This is a genomic window from Ruegeria sp. E5, from assembly GCF_056534105.1.
This window is the reverse complement of the sequence record NZ_JBQFPA010000005.1, coordinates 26,886-40,456: the sequence shown is the minus strand read 5'-3', so window position 1 is coordinate 40,456 and position 13,571 is coordinate 26,886. Positions and strand designations below refer to the sequence as shown.

Below are 13,571 nucleotides of genomic sequence, written 5' to 3'. Positions count from 1 at the left end.
GCTTGACCTTTGGGGCTGCACTCTGTTGAACCCACCGGGTGTGTTTCACTGCTCAAGGTGGCTGTCCCCGATGGACGATCAGAACAAAAATCTCATCCTTGCAACCGCGCTCAGCTTTCTGGTGATCCTTGTCTGGTTCGTGCTGTTCCCACCGCCGGAATCAACCACGACGCAGGACGCTGCAGAAATTGCTGCTCTGGAAGGCGACGAGGTGCAAACACCCAGCGCGACCAGCACCGTGGGTGAAGCCACAGCGACCGCCGAGGAAACACTGCCAGAGGAACAAGCCCCTCGCGTCAACATCGACACCCCCCGTCTGAAAGGCAGCCTGTCCCTGTCCGGCGGGCGGATCGATGAGCTGTTTCTGAAAGATTATAAAGTCTCGATCGAAGAAGGCGCGCCTATTGTTGAGCTGCTGTCTCCGGTTGGTTCGGAATCGGCTTATTATGCCCTTTACGGCTGGGCACCGGGTACAGGAGTTGCAGGTGCGGATGTCCCGGGCCCCAACACGCTCTGGACATTGGAAGAGGGTGAGACGCTTGGCGTAGACAACCCCATCACGCTGGCCTGGGACAATGGCAATGGCCTGACTTTCCGCCGCACCATCGCGGTCGACCAGGACTACATGTTCACAGTTACCCAATCGGTTGAAAACGCGACCCAATCCGAGGTGGGCATGGCCCCCTATGGCATTCTTGCACGCCACGGTATTGGTGAAGATGGCGACCTTCCGGGCCTGAAAAACTTCTTCATCCTGCATGAGGGTGTGATCGGCATGGCGGACGGCACGCTGTCAGAAGTTGACTATGGTGATGTCCGCGATTTTGACATCGACCCGAACGAACGGGCGCAGGCCGAGGTCTATCAGGTCAAGGAAGATGGCTGGATCGGCTTCACGGATCACTACTGGATGACCACGCTGATCCCAGAGCCGGGCTCGACCTTCAAAGCAGCCGCAAAATATGACTCGCGCCGCAAAATCTATCAAACCGAAACGGTGCTGCCGACGCTGACCGTAGCGCCGGGTGAGACTGCTAAAGTGACCACACGCCTGTTCGCTGGTGCCAAGGAATGGGAAGCCATTCGGGAATACCAGGCCGAAGGTGTGCAGAAGTTCATCGACAGCATCGACTGGGGCTGGTTCTTCTTCCTGACCAAGCCGATCTTCTGGCTGCTGCACAACATCAACCTGCTGATCGGCAACATGGGCTGGTCCATCATCGGCCTGACCCTGATCATCAAGGCGATCCTGTTCCCGCTGGCGTTCAAATCCTACGTTTCGATGGCCAAGATGAAGGAATTGCAGCCCCAGATGGAGGCCTTGAAAGAGGCCGCAGGGGATGACCGCCAGAAGATGCAGCAAGGCATGATGGAGCTGTACAAGAAGGAAAAGGTTAACCCGGCCGCAGGCTGTTTGCCGATCCTGATGCAGATCCCCATCTTCTTCTCGCTGTACAAGGTGATTTTTGTCACCATCGAACTGCGTCAAGCCCCATGGTTTGGCCCGTTCCAGGACCTCAGCGCTCCGGATCCGACCTCAATCTTCAACTTCTTTGGTTGGCTGCCTTGGGCGGCACCGCAGCCTGAAAGCTTCATGGCGCTGATCTTTATCGGTATCCTGCCACTGCTGCTGGGTATCTCGATGTGGCTGCAGCAGAAACTGAACCCGGCACCGACCGATGCAACACAGGCGATGATCTTTGCCTGGATGCCATGGGTTTTCATGTTCATGCTGGGCGGATTTGCCAGCGGTTTGGTGGTCTACTGGATCGCGAACAACACGATCACATTTACCCAGCAATACCTGATCATGCGGAGCCAGGGCTATACGCCCGATGTATTCGGCAACATCAAATCAGGCTTCAAACGAACGCCAAAGACGGACGACAAATGAGCGGTTCGGTCACCAGCATTTGGCGGCACCCGATCAAAAGTCACGGGCGTGAACGCCTTGATCACGTTACCATGATCCCCGGGCATACCATGCCCGGGGATCGTGTTTGGGCGGTTGCACATGAGGCGTCGAAAGCGGATGGATCGGAATGGGCACCCTGCGCCAATTTCAGCCGAGGCGCGAAGGCCCCTCAGTTGATGGCAATCTCGGCGCAGCTGCAAGGCGACTCGGTCACGCTGAGCCATCCCAATCGCCCCGATCTAAGCTTTGAGCCCGACGCGCATCAGGACACCTTTCTGGACTGGGTCAAACCACTGATGCCTGCAGATCGCGCTGCGTCTGCCCGCATTGTCCGCGCCGCTAATCGCGGCATGACGGACAGCGATTTTCCTTCGATCAGTTTGTGCAACATGTCGTCGCATCGGGCGGTCGAGCAGAAGCTAGGCAGGGATCTTTCTATCGCTCGCTGGCGTGGAAATATCTGGTTCGATGGCCTGCCGCTGTGGAATGAGCTCGACTGGATTGGCCGCGACATCCGGATCGGCAAGGCCGTTTTTCATGTGCGCGAACGCATCACGCGGTGTTTGGCGACAACCGCCAACCCTGAAACGGGTGAGCGGGATGCCGACACACTGGGTGCGCTGAGCAGCTGGGATCATCAGGATTTTGGCGTTTATGCCGAAGTTCTGGAAGGCGGCACCATTCACACCGGTGACGAGGTTCAGGTTCTATGACCACACTTCCCTTTCCACTAGCTGAAACTCCAGATGAATTCGCAACGGAAACCGGTCGAAAGCTGTTTGCCGGGCCATCCGAATTCGTCAAAGGCGTCGTTGCGATGGATGGCCTGCCTGCCCCCGATCGGTTGGAGGTATGTTTCGCCGGGCGTTCGAATGTCGGTAAATCCAGCTTGATCAACGCGCTAACGGGCACCAAGGGGTTAGCACGTGCCTCGAACACGCCGGGGCGCACTCAAGAAATCAACTTTTTCACGCAAGGGCCTGAACTCTATTTGGTCGACCTGCCTGGGTACGGGTATGCGAACGCGCCGGTGAAGGTCGTGGAAAAATGGCAACGTCTGCTGAAACAGTATCTGAGTGGACGTCAGACCCTGCGCCGTGCCTTCGTCCTGATCGACTCGCGCCACGGGGTGAAACCTGTGGACGCCGAGATCATGAAGCTGCTGGATACCAGCGCAGTGACCTTTCAGTGCGTTCTGACAAAGGCCGACAAGGTCAAAGCAAAAGACCGGGAAAAAGTGCTGGACCAGGTACGCGCCGCGCTTTCGAAACATCCTGCGGCCTTCCCCGAGATCGTGTTGACCTCATCCGAGAAGGGCGACGGCATTCCGACCCTGCGTTCGATCATTGCGCATCTGGAGTGACTCTGTTCAGCAATATACAAGTCATGAGCTAAGGAAGCCGGGTCGCGCCCATCGGGTACGGCCCGTTCAGATTGGCTGTTTCCGCGATCCGGTCTTGGCACCATCCTCCAAACGCCCTAACACAGGGTCCCAGAGGGACAATCAGCCATGAAGACACGAGATATGAACCGGGATTGGATCGCCACCGCCGCCACATTGAACAGCGCCCTGCCCTATCTGCAGCGATACGACGGTGCGATTGTCGTCATCAAGCTAGGTGGCCACGCCATGGGCAGCGACGAAGCCATGGAAAGCTTTGCGCGCGATGTGGTGCTTATGCGTCAGGTTGGCGTAAACCCGGTCGTCGTGCACGGCGGTGGCCCAATGATCAATGCGATGCTCGACAAACTGGACATCCAGTCCGAGTTTGTGGGTGGTAAACGCGTGACGGACAAAGCCACAGTCGAAGTGGTCGAAATGGTCCTGTCGGGCCTTGTGAACAAGCGGATCGTGCAGGCGATCAATGCGCAGGGTGGCATGGCTGTGGGTCTGTCGGGCAAGGATGCCCATTTGATGATGTGCGAACAGACCGACGCCTCGCTCGGGTTTGTCGGCACACCGTCCGAGATGAACCCCAAAGTCCTGCATGACCTGTTTGCGCATGATGTTATCCCTGTGATCGCGCCGCTGGGCGCAGGTCGGAATAGCGAAACCTTCAATGTGAATGGCGACACTGCAGCCGGGGCGATCGCCTCAGCTCTTAAGGCAGACCGCCTGCTGCTGCTGACCGATGTAGCGGGCGTCAAGAACGCAGCAGGCGATGTCGTGACCGAGCTCAAGGCTGGCCAAATTCGTGAGATGACGCGTGAAGGCACTATTGCGGGTGGGATGATTCCAAAAACCGAAACTGCGCTGGACGCGCTGCATAATGGCGTTCGGGCGGTCGTTATTCTGGACGGGCGCGCGCCCAATGCGGTACTGCTCGAACTGTTTACGGAACACGGTGCCGGATCCTTGATCCGTCCTGATTAACGCCATAGTGATCTTCAACATCTTGCACCGGGCATTAACATGCCCGATTGTGAATGTATGGAGAACGAGCCCCTATTTCGCCTAAGCGTGTTTTTGATCCTGTTTGTTTTGTTTGCGGCGGCAGAGACAATTGCGCCAAAACGCTTACGAACCTGTTCGCGAAAAAATCGGTGGCTAACCAATCTATCAATCACTGTTTTGAACACACTGATGCTCAGGACTATGGCGATTGGGTTGCCCTTATTGGCAGTTGGCGCTGCCATTGATGCCGGGAAAAATGGATTGGGCGTTTTTAATTGGCTCGCCTGGCCAGGGTGGGTTGAGCTTATTCTGTGTGTGCTGATTCTGGACTTTGCAATCTGGCTACAGCATCTGATTACCCACAAGGTGCCAATCCTTTGGCGGCTACATCGTGTGCATCACGCCGACCGAGACATGGACGTCACTACTGCAGTCCGCTTTCACCCTGTTGAAATCGCGTTGTCCATGATCCTGAAAATCGGGCTAATCTATCTGCTCGGCGCCAGCGCCCTGGCTGTGTTCCTGTTCGAGATCCTTCTTAATGGCACAGCGTTGTTCAATCATTCAAACTTGAAGCTCCCCCTTGCCGTTGACGCTGTGGTACGTAGGATTCTTGTGACACCCGATATGCATCGCGTACATCATTCGGTATTCCGAACAGAGCATGACAGCAATTATGGCTTTGCACTGTCTATCTGGGACCGAATGCTGGGGACTTACATCGCACAACCTCGGGACGGGCACGAACAAATGAGCGTGGGATTGGAATGGCAGGACGATCGACCAACAAAACTGGGCTGGAGCCTGGCTCTGCCCTTCCGCCGTTGATGACCTACGCCAATGTCGAACGAGCAGCCACTCAGGTTGGGCTGATAGTTATGGGTGCACTTCATCCAAGGCCCAGTGAAGCAAAGCAACTTGATGACGGAACCCTAATCCTTCTGGGGGCTGCGGGGGCATTCTGGCCCGCTCTGAAGGCCTCGGCTGAGTGGCAGGATGGCCAACCCGACCCGGTTGATCGCTGGTCCAGACGGGTGATCGGCCAGCTTGCGCGGGACATGAGGGGCACCGCCTACTATCCGTTCGGCGGCCCACCATACGCACCCTTCATTGACTGGGCACTTAAGTCCGGTCGCACCTTCAGCAGCCCGGTCGGGGCCCTGGTGCACGATACGGTAGGGATGATGATGTCATTCCGTGGTGCGTTGCATTTTGCGGATGAGTTCTCAATTCCATCCGTTTCTCAATCGTCACCCTGCACAGAATGCCCCGCGCCTTGTGCAACAACCTGTCCGGTTGGGGCATTGAACACCCACAGCTTCTATGACGTGGCAGCCTGTCATGATCATCTCGATACCAAAGCGGGACACAGCTGCATGAATAAAGGCTGCCTTGCCCGGCTCGCCTGCCCTCTCAGCGCCGGCGCAGAGCGCCAGCCAGAGCAATCTGCGCATCACATGAAAGCATTTCACCGATCATGACCCGCACACTGATCCTAATGCGCCATGCCAAGTCCAGTTGGGGCGATCCCTTTGCCGAAGATCACGACCGCCCGTTGAACAATCGAGGACGCAAATCGGCCCCCGCGATTGGGGCGTGGCTGCAAAGCAATGGCTGGCTGCCGGATGACGTTATCTGCTCAAGCGCCAAGCGCACCCGGGAAACGTGGGACAGGCTGGGGCTGAGCACCCCGGAAATCCGCTTTACCCCCGCCTTGTATCTGACAGGCCCCGATGAGATGTTCGCCGAATTGGCCACAGCCACCGGCAATACCGTACTAATGCTGGGGCATAATCCCGGCATCGCTGCATTTGCAAATCGGCTGGTACGCAACCAGCCCGATCATTCGAGATTCTACGACTATCCGACTTGTGCAACGAATGTAATCCGGTTCGATATCCCCGACTGGAATGCGCTCGAATGGCATCAGGGTGAGGTTCTGGGCTTCACGATCCCACGCGAGCTGCTGGAATAGAAAAAGGCGAGGTCGACACCCCGCCTTCTTGGTTTTCTGATCCGAATTTAGTGTCCCAGTATCTGGCTGAGGAACAACTTGGTCCGTTCGCTCTGCGGGTTGTTGAAGAACTCTTCCGGTTCGTTCTGTTCCACGATCTGACCGGCATCCATAAAGATCACACGGTTGGCGACCTGACGGGCAAAGCCCATCTCGTGCGTGACGCACAACATGGTCATGCCTTCCTCGGCCAGTTCGATCATGGTGTCGAGCACCTCTTTGATCATCTCGGGGTCCAGCGCCGATGTCGGTTCATCGAACAACATGATCCGCGGCATCATGCACAGCGAACGGGCAATCGCCACACGCTGCTGCTGACCACCCGAAAGCTGGCCGGGATACTTGTCGGCCTGTTCCGGAATTTTCACCTTTTCCAGGAAATGCATCGCGCGTTCTTCGGCCTCTTTCTTTGGCGTCTTGCGCACCCAGATCGGGGCCAGCGTGCAGTTTTCCAGAATGGTCAGGTGCGGGAACAGGTTGAAGTGCTGGAACACCATGCCAACCTCGGACCGGATCTTGTCGATGTTTTTCAGGTCATTCGACAGTTCGGTCCCGTCCACGATGATCGTGCCTTGCTGGTGTTCCTCCAGCGCGTTCAGGCAGCGGATCAGGGTAGACTTGCCCGACCCCGACGGCCCCGCGATCACAATCCGCTCGCCCTGATTGACGGTCAGATTGATATCGCGCAGCACGTGGAAGGCACCGTACCACTTGTTCATATTGGTGATTTCGATGGCGATTTCGTCGCTCACCTGCATTTTGGAGCGGTCGATTTCGCGTTCAATTGCAAGTTCAGACATGTGTTGAACTCCTTAACGGTGGCCAGTCTGAAGCTTGCGCTCCAGGTACATGGAATAACGGGACATGGAGAAGCAAACCACGAAGAACAGAACGCCGATAAAGGCAAACAGTTCCCAGTAGACGCCGTTCCAGGCGGTATCGGCGCGGATGCCGTTGGTCAGGCCAATCACGTCGAACAGACCGATGATCGAGACCAAAGTCGTATCCTTGAAAATACCGATGAACGTGCTCACGATGCCCGGGATCGAGATTTTCAGCGCCTGTGGCATGATGATCAGCCGCTGCGCCTGCCAGTAGTTCAGGCCCAGACTGTCTGCGCCTTCGTACTGACCACGCGGCAGGGCAGCCAGACCACCCCGGATCACCTCGGCCATATAGGCGGCCGAGAACAGGGTCATCATGATCATCACCCGCAGGATGATGTCAAAATTAGTGCCCGGCGGCAGGAACAGGTTCAGCAAAAGCGATGCCACAAACAGCAGGGTAATCAGCGGCACGCCCCGAATGAACTCGATAAAGCCCACGCACAGGTATTTGACGATCATCAGATCGGACTGACGACCCAGCGCCAGCACGATACCGATAGGCAGCGAAACACCAATGGCCACGACACCCAACAGGATCGCTAGCATAAAGCCACCAAAGTCGCGGCTTTCCACCGGCGCGATACCGATCGGAATGATTGCATTGATTGCGTCAGCCACGGAACCGGCAGCAAACAGCCACCATAGTATGGGCAGCGCAATCGCAAGGATAATCGCGGCAAGAGACCCGGCAACCGGAAGCGCAAACTTGTACGCGAAATACCCGATGGCAAATCCGGCGGCGACCATGAGCGGCCCCCAGATCGACCCACCCCACATCAGCCAAGGCAGCAGGAACGGATAAGCCGCCGTTACAATCAACAGCTTACGCGGCACCTTAGTGAACAACACTGGCGCAATAGCAACCAACAACAGGATGAAGGTCAGGTTCGGACGGAAATAGGCCGGCCATGCCCCTGTTTCAGGCGGGTTCGACCATGTGGCATCCGGATGCGCCGGATACGGCGGATAGAACCCATATAGCAGCTGTAGCCAACGATCCTTGATCACACCCCAGCAGGCATGACCATGCGTATCGCCCCAGGTGGCCATCATGATCTCACGACATTCCGACAGGGAATTGGCGTTCCAAACGGATTCGAACGTCCAGGACAGGATGTTGGAGAGCACATAGTAGATGAAGACCAGCGATACGATCGTCAGGATGGCGTTCAGCCAGCTTGAAAACAGGTTATGCTTGATCCAGCCCAGTACACCGACCTCGGAGGCGGGTGGTGCCTGTTCCGGCAACATTTCCGTGCGGACAAATGAAACATCACTCATATTACCGCTCCACCAGTTTGACACGGTTGTTGTACCAGTTCATCACCGCCGAAATGCTCAGCGAGATGGACAGGTAGACCAGCATCAGCAGCAGAACGCATTCCAGCTCGCGACCGGTTTGGTTCATGGTGATGCCACCCAGCGTACCCGTGATGTCCATATATCCGACCGCGATCGCCAGCGACGAGTTCTTGGTCAGGTTCAGATAGTTCGAGATCATTGGCGGGATGATCACCCGCAACGCCTGCGGCAAGATCACCAGACGCATGGTCCGGCCCGGGCGCAGGCCCAGTGCGGATGCGGCCTCGGTCTGACCCTTGGAAATGGCCAGAATACCGGCGCGCACGATCTCGGCGATGAATGCCGCAGTGTACAGCGACAGGGCCAGCCACAAGGCAATCAGCGAGTTACGAAGGTGGGTACCGCCGCTGAAGTTGAAGCCTTTCAGCTCAGGGTAGCCCAGGTGAAAACCCAGAACGCCCAGCAGGATGGCTGATGGCACGAACAAAAGGCCCAGTTGGATGTGCCAGATGGTCGGGCGATCGCCAGTCTTTTCTTGCGTTGAATTGGCCCAGGCCGAAACCTTGCGCATCGCAAAGATGCTGCCGCCAAACACGATCAGGAAGGCGATCAGGTCAAGCGAAACATCAAAGCGCAGGCTTGATGTACCGAAAAGGTGGATATCGCCCAATCCGCGCGAGAACAGAAACTCGGGGATATAGACACCGCGATTTGTGACCGCGACCGTGCCAAAAAGATCCATCGTGGCTTCTGGGTTTTCACCTCGGAAGGCGCGCGGTGCTGGCAGGCTTTCAATCAGGATCGCCATGGCGAACACGATCCAAAGCAGCACTGGAACGTTACGGAACATCTCGACATAGACTGTCATGATCCGCGCGATCAGCCAGTTATTCGACAGGCGCAAAACACCGACCATGACACCGATGATCGTTGCTGTGATACAGCCCAGAACTGCAACAACCAGAGTGTTTAGCAGGCCTATAAACGCCGCGCGCAGATGTGTATCGCGCGAGTCGTATTCCAGCAGGCGTTGGTTGATGTCATAGCTGGCCGGTTCGGCAAAAAAGTCGAACCCGACTGTTCTGCCCAGCGTTTCAAGGTTCTGAATGGTGTTGTTGATAATCCAGGCTGCCAGAAGCATGAAACCGATCATCGCTATGACCTGAATGGTCGCAGATCGGTACCGCGTATCATAAAGGAGCATGGACAGCCGGAAGTGCTCCTTCGGCGGGTCAGTGAGTGTCGTCATGACCTATGTATATCCCCGTGCATCCCGGATGTTGGCAGAGTTTGCCTCTGCTCAGATCGTTCCGGGCGTGTTTCTTATGGAAGGAAAAAGGGCGCGGGTTCCCCCGCGCCCTTTTCCGTGGATCTTAGCGGAAAGGCGGTGCGTACAGCAGGCCACCATCGGTCCACTGTGCGTTCAGGCCGCGTGCCAGACCGATCGGGGTTTCCTCGCCGATGTTCTTGGCAAACACTTCGCCGTAGTTACCGCCGACTTTGATCGCGCGCTGTGCCCAGTTCGCGTCCAGACCCAGCATCTCACCCAGCGTACCTTCGGTACCCAACAGGCGGTTTACCTCTGGGTTGTCGGTGGCACCGCTGGACATCTCGTCGATGTTCGCCGAGGTTACACCCAGCTCTTCCGCTGCGATCAGTGCGTTCAGGGTCCAGCGGACCACATCGCCCCACTCGTGATCGCCATGACGGACAAGCGGGCCCAGCGGCTCTTTCGAGATGATTTCGGGCAGGATCACGTGGTCGCCTGCGTTTTCAAAGGTGGCGCGCGTAGCAGCCAGACCCGATGCGTCGGTGGTGTAAACGTCACAGGCACCAGCCAGATACTGCTGCTGCGCTTCGGCGTTGGTTTCGATCGGAACCGGCTCGTAGCTCATGTTGTTGATGCGGAAGAAATCCGCCAGGTTAAGCTCAGTTGTGGTGCCGGTCTGGATGCAAACGGTTGCACCGTCCAGTTCCTTGGCCGAGCTGACGCCCAGTGCCTTGGGAACCATGAAGCCCTGACCATCGTAGTAGTTGATGCCGACGAATTCGAACTTCAGGTCGACGTCGCGGCTGAAGGTCCACGTGGTGTTACGGGCCAGCATGTCAATCTCGCCCGAAGCCAGCGCGGTGAAACGTGTTTTACCGGTGGTCGGGATGAACTCAACGGCGCTTGGGTCGTCCAGAACGGCAGCGGCTACCGCGCGGCATACGGCCACGTCAAAACCCTGCCACTCACCATTGGCATCGGGGCTGGCAAAGCCGGGTACGCCGGTTGCAACGCCGCAGTTCAGCTTGCCGCGGGCTTTCACGTCGTCAACGGTACCCGCTGCAGCCGCGCCAGCAGCCAGGCCGGCAATGGTTGCCACGCCCAAAATTACGGATTTTTTCATTTTTACCTCTTCCTGATTTTCCATCCCTGAATAGAACGGTTCGATCCGGCGCATAGGCGCCAGAAAGGTTACCCAAAAGGTGTCTCCCCTTTAGTGGCCCGAGTTTGGGCGTATTCATCAACAAACGTCAAGGGCTGGATCAGGGAAAACGATAGGTCTTTTCGGGCAGAATCGGACACAAATTCACGATTTGACGAGAATCCGTCTCAGAACGAGAGGTCAAAGAACTGCTTTGCGTGCAGAAAGGCGGCCCGTTTCACTTCGGCGGCGGCATGTGCCTCATCGTCGTGGCCCCATTGTTCGATCTGCCAAAGCTCGTCCAGTCGAGAAATGCGCCATATCTCGTCCGGTTTGCGCCAATTCTGGGCTGCCGCGAAACCAAGAATCAATGATCCCGACAGGCTGACGAGGTCATGAAACGCCGCCAGCTGGAACGCATTCAGTCCATGCACCCGGTCACGCAGGCCGTGCAGCACCTCGGCAGCTTGCGGTTGATGCACCACCCCTGCACGCGGGATCAACCGCGCGCCCAGCACGTCCGCAGCCCAATCCAATGCAGGATCCCAGGCCTCGGACTGCCGCTGCTGCAACGTTTCGGGATGGGTCGCCCGATAACACAACAGATCCGAGTCGCCGTAATCGGCCAGCATATCGGCAACCTCACCATGCTGGTGCCGCACCTTGTCGATCGCCGCATTGGCCGAACGGGTGAATGGCATCGTGGTCGGATCAATTTCCTTTTCCTGTGCATCCCATTCCCGGGCAACGGCCTCGGCCATAGGGCGCGTGGGCAGGTCCAGCGCAGCCTTGGCGGGCGTTTTGACCCGCCGACCATCCAGTTCAACCGTATAGCCCCCGTCGGTCTCAACGACCGTGCTTGTCGTCCAGAAGCGTTTGGGTTTCCAGTCGCTCATCTCTTTAGCCCCAGATCTTGGCCAGTGCGCCTGGCAATTCTTCGAATGTTTCGATCACATGTGTTGCGGTCGTCAGTGCCCGACGATCGTGATAACCCCAGCTGACACCGATCCCGGCAACTTGCGCGGCTGCGGCCATATCCATGTCAAAGCTGGTGTCGCCCACCATGACGGCTTGCGCAGCCGGCACGCCCGTTTCAGCCAAAGCTGTTTCTATCATCGACGGGTGCGGCTTGGACGGGTGGTGATCTGCAACCTGACGAGTAATGAAATGCTGCTGCAACCCATGCCCTTCAAGCAGCGCATCAAGCCCGCGCTGAGATTTGCCTGTGGCCACTCCCAAAAGAACCTCGGGCTGAGCGTGAAGAGCCTCAATCACTTGGCGCGCACCGGGATAAAGCGGCGAGCTTGCGGCGCCCTGCTCCAACCTTTGCGCGTGATAGGCCTGCTTATATCCGTCAACCAATGCGCTTTGTATCCGCTCGGACTGATCTGCTGCCAGACGCGCCATTGCATGGGGCAGAGATAAACCGACGATGGACAGGATGGCGTCACGATCCGGGACCGGCAGTGACTGCGCCTGAAAACAGGCAGTCATTGCCGAAACAATGGCACCCTGACTATCGACCAGAGTGCCATCCACATCAAACAGGACCAGCCGCAATGGAGCGTTCATCGCAACTCCTCAAACGGATCATCTGCAGCGAGGTCTTCGGTCCAGCCCAGCGTATCCCAGCTGTGTTTCATATGATCCGGTAAAGGCGCCGTAAGCGAGATGGGTTTGCGGGTCATCGGGTGTTCAAAGGACAGGCTGCGGGCGTGGAGATGCAGCTTTTTGCTGATGATACCTCCCAACTGCGCGCCCCAGCCATCGCCGAGATTTTCCTGCCCCGAGCCGCCATATTTCCCATCGCCAATGATCGGGTGGCCGATCGCCGCCATATGTGCGCGCAGCTGATGGGTCCGCCCCGTCACCGGCTCCATCGCGACCCAGGCTGCCCGCCCTGCAACGCGATACAGCGTTGCATAGAGCGTATGCGCACGTTTCGCGCCGGGCGTATCGTTCACCTCGCTCGGATGAACAGCGATCATCTTCTCGCCTTCACCCTGTTTGCCATGTCCCGGAGCCTTGACCAGCCCGGTCTTGATTTCGCCCAGGTACGGAGTTGGTACACCAGCTACCAGCGCCCAATAGATCTTTTGGGTGTTTCGGTGCCGGAAGGCTGCTGTCAGCCCTTTGGCGGCCTCGCGCGTACGGGCCATCAGCAGAACGCCAGATGTGTCCTTATCCAAACGATGCACAAGGCGCGGGTTCTCTTCATACCCAAAGCGCAACGCTTCGGACAGGCTGTCCACATGGCGGGTTTGACCGCTGCCACCCTGAACTGGCAAGCCATGCGGCTTGTTCAGCGCCAGCACGTGATCGTCTTCATAAATCACGCAAGACTGGATCATCTTTGCGTCAGCGTCCGAAACACGATGCTTTACGACAGCGGGCTTATGGTCGGCGTCTGGCAGCGGCGGCACGCGCACGGACTGCCCGACCTCTAGCCGCGTCGAAGCTTTGACCCGACTGCCATCTACGCGCAATTCACCCTTGCGGCACATCTTCTCGATCCGGCCCTGGCTGACATGAGGAAACAGGCGGCGCAGCCAACGATCCAGCCTCTGGTCGCCATCGCCCTCTGCTACGGTGATCACCTGTACGCCGCTCATGCCATTGCCCCTTGTTCCGCACGGCTGATCCGCCC

14 protein-coding genes are annotated in these 13,571 nt (G+C 57.5%); 7 read left to right on the top strand and 7 right to left on the bottom strand.

The genetic code is table 11. The annotated features are described in order from the left end of the window. The first annotated feature begins 70 nt into the window (after positions 1-70). From yidC to ACR0BI_RS17375, 7 genes are all read left to right on the top strand, one after another. Positions 71-1,894: a membrane protein insertase YidC gene (gene yidC, locus ACR0BI_RS17405; protein WP_170392873.1), complete on the top strand. Its 1,824-nt coding sequence runs from the start codon at positions 71-73 to the stop codon at positions 1,892-1,894. Further along, on the top strand, positions 1,891-2,628 hold the full coding sequence (locus ACR0BI_RS17400) for an MOSC domain-containing protein (RefSeq protein WP_480562670.1): 738 nt from the start codon (positions 1,891-1,893) through the stop codon (positions 2,626-2,628). The genes yidC and ACR0BI_RS17400 overlap by 4 nt, the downstream gene beginning before the upstream one ends. Next, a complete protein-coding gene (gene yihA / locus ACR0BI_RS17395) occupies positions 2,625-3,278 on the top strand; it encodes a ribosome biogenesis GTP-binding protein YihA/YsxC (RefSeq protein WP_170392875.1) in 654 nt (217 codons plus the stop codon). Before ACR0BI_RS17400 ends, yihA begins: the two co-directional genes overlap by 4 nt. 147 nt (positions 3,279-3,425) lie before the next feature. Further along, positions 3,426-4,289, top strand: coding sequence for an acetylglutamate kinase (gene argB, locus ACR0BI_RS17390; protein WP_170567414.1), 864 nt, complete (start codon positions 3,426-3,428; stop codon positions 4,287-4,289). 57 nt (positions 4,290-4,346) lie between these two features. Then, entirely contained in the window at positions 4,347-5,138 is a 792-nt protein-coding gene (locus ACR0BI_RS17385; RefSeq protein WP_170567446.1) for a sterol desaturase family protein, read from the top strand. Beyond that, a complete protein-coding gene (locus ACR0BI_RS17380; protein WP_170424565.1) occupies positions 5,138-5,791 on the top strand; it encodes a ferredoxin in 654 nt (217 codons plus the stop codon). The genes ACR0BI_RS17385 and ACR0BI_RS17380 overlap by 1 nt, the downstream gene beginning before the upstream one ends. Then, the gene (locus tag ACR0BI_RS17375) at positions 5,788-6,285 is read left to right on the top strand and encodes a SixA phosphatase family protein (RefSeq protein ID WP_480562671.1); all 498 of its coding nucleotides are present in this window, start codon (positions 5,788-5,790) and stop codon (positions 6,283-6,285) included. The genes ACR0BI_RS17380 and ACR0BI_RS17375 overlap by 4 nt, the downstream gene beginning before the upstream one ends. Positions 6,286-6,332: 47 nt before the next feature. Here ACR0BI_RS17375 and ACR0BI_RS17370 read toward each other — a convergent pair whose 3' ends face one another. From ACR0BI_RS17370 to ACR0BI_RS17340, 7 genes are all read right to left on the bottom strand, one after another. Beyond that, complete coding sequence (locus tag ACR0BI_RS17370) at positions 6,333-7,124, bottom strand: amino acid ABC transporter ATP-binding protein (protein WP_304621965.1); 792 nt, start codon at positions 7,122-7,124, stop codon at positions 6,333-6,335. A gap of 12 nt (positions 7,125-7,136) precedes the next feature. Continuing rightward, positions 7,137-8,492 (bottom strand): amino acid ABC transporter permease, encoded by a 1,356-nt coding sequence (locus ACR0BI_RS17365; RefSeq protein ID WP_170392880.1) that lies wholly within the window; start codon positions 8,490-8,492, stop codon positions 7,137-7,139. Between the two features lies 1 nt (position 8,493). Then, a complete protein-coding gene (locus tag ACR0BI_RS17360; RefSeq protein ID WP_170392881.1) occupies positions 8,494-9,762 on the bottom strand; it encodes an ABC transporter permease subunit in 1,269 nt (422 codons plus the stop codon). Between the two features lie 124 nt (positions 9,763-9,886). Further along, complete coding sequence (locus tag ACR0BI_RS17355; protein ID WP_170392882.1) at positions 9,887-10,906, bottom strand: amino acid ABC transporter substrate-binding protein; 1,020 nt, start codon at positions 10,904-10,906, stop codon at positions 9,887-9,889. Between the two features lie 206 nt (positions 10,907-11,112). Then, positions 11,113-11,820: an ATP12 family protein gene (locus ACR0BI_RS17350; protein ID WP_170567416.1), complete on the bottom strand. Its 708-nt coding sequence runs from the start codon at positions 11,818-11,820 to the stop codon at positions 11,113-11,115. A 4-nt stretch (positions 11,821-11,824) separates the two neighbouring features. After that, the gene (locus ACR0BI_RS17345) at positions 11,825-12,496 is read right to left on the bottom strand and encodes an HAD-IA family hydrolase (protein ID WP_170465253.1); all 672 of its coding nucleotides are present in this window, start codon (positions 12,494-12,496) and stop codon (positions 11,825-11,827) included. Continuing rightward, positions 12,493-13,536, bottom strand: a complete 1,044-nt coding sequence (locus tag ACR0BI_RS17340) for an RluA family pseudouridine synthase (RefSeq protein ID WP_170465255.1) — start codon at positions 13,534-13,536, stop codon at positions 12,493-12,495. The genes ACR0BI_RS17345 and ACR0BI_RS17340 overlap by 4 nt, the downstream gene beginning before the upstream one ends. Positions 13,537-13,571 lie beyond the last annotated feature (35 nt).

Bases quoted from the DNA above. Each gene is read 5' to 3' on its own strand.
- yidC (WP_170392873.1), top strand. From the start codon at position 71: ATGGACGATCAGAACAAAAATCTCATCCTTGCAACCGCGCTCAGCTTT.
- ACR0BI_RS17400 (WP_480562670.1), top strand. From the start codon at position 1,891: ATGAGCGGTTCGGTCACCAGCATTTGGCGGCACCCGATCAAAAGTCAC.
- yihA (WP_170392875.1), top strand. From the start codon at position 2,625: ATGACCACACTTCCCTTTCCACTAGCTGAAACTCCAGATGAATTCGCA.
- argB (WP_170567414.1), top strand. From the start codon at position 3,426: ATGAAGACACGAGATATGAACCGGGATTGGATCGCCACCGCCGCCACA.
- ACR0BI_RS17385 (WP_170567446.1), top strand. From the start codon at position 4,347: ATGGAGAACGAGCCCCTATTTCGCCTAAGCGTGTTTTTGATCCTGTTT.
- ACR0BI_RS17380 (WP_170424565.1), top strand. From the start codon at position 5,138: ATGACCTACGCCAATGTCGAACGAGCAGCCACTCAGGTTGGGCTGATA.
- ACR0BI_RS17375 (WP_480562671.1), top strand. From the start codon at position 5,788: ATGACCCGCACACTGATCCTAATGCGCCATGCCAAGTCCAGTTGGGGC.
- ACR0BI_RS17370 (WP_304621965.1), bottom strand. From the start codon at position 7,124: ATGTCTGAACTTGCAATTGAACGCGAAATCGACCGCTCCAAAATGCAG.
- ACR0BI_RS17365 (WP_170392880.1), bottom strand. From the start codon at position 8,492: ATGAGTGATGTTTCATTTGTCCGCACGGAAATGTTGCCGGAACAGGCA.
- ACR0BI_RS17360 (WP_170392881.1), bottom strand. From the start codon at position 9,762: ATGACGACACTCACTGACCCGCCGAAGGAGCACTTCCGGCTGTCCATG.
- ACR0BI_RS17355 (WP_170392882.1), bottom strand. From the start codon at position 10,906: ATGAAAAAATCCGTAATTTTGGGCGTGGCAACCATTGCCGGCCTGGCT.
- ACR0BI_RS17350 (WP_170567416.1), bottom strand. From the start codon at position 11,820: ATGAGCGACTGGAAACCCAAACGCTTCTGGACGACAAGCACGGTCGTT.
- ACR0BI_RS17345 (WP_170465253.1), bottom strand. From the start codon at position 12,496: ATGAACGCTCCATTGCGGCTGGTCCTGTTTGATGTGGATGGCACTCTG.
- ACR0BI_RS17340 (WP_170465255.1), bottom strand. From the start codon at position 13,536: ATGAGCGGCGTACAGGTGATCACCGTAGCAGAGGGCGATGGCGACCAG.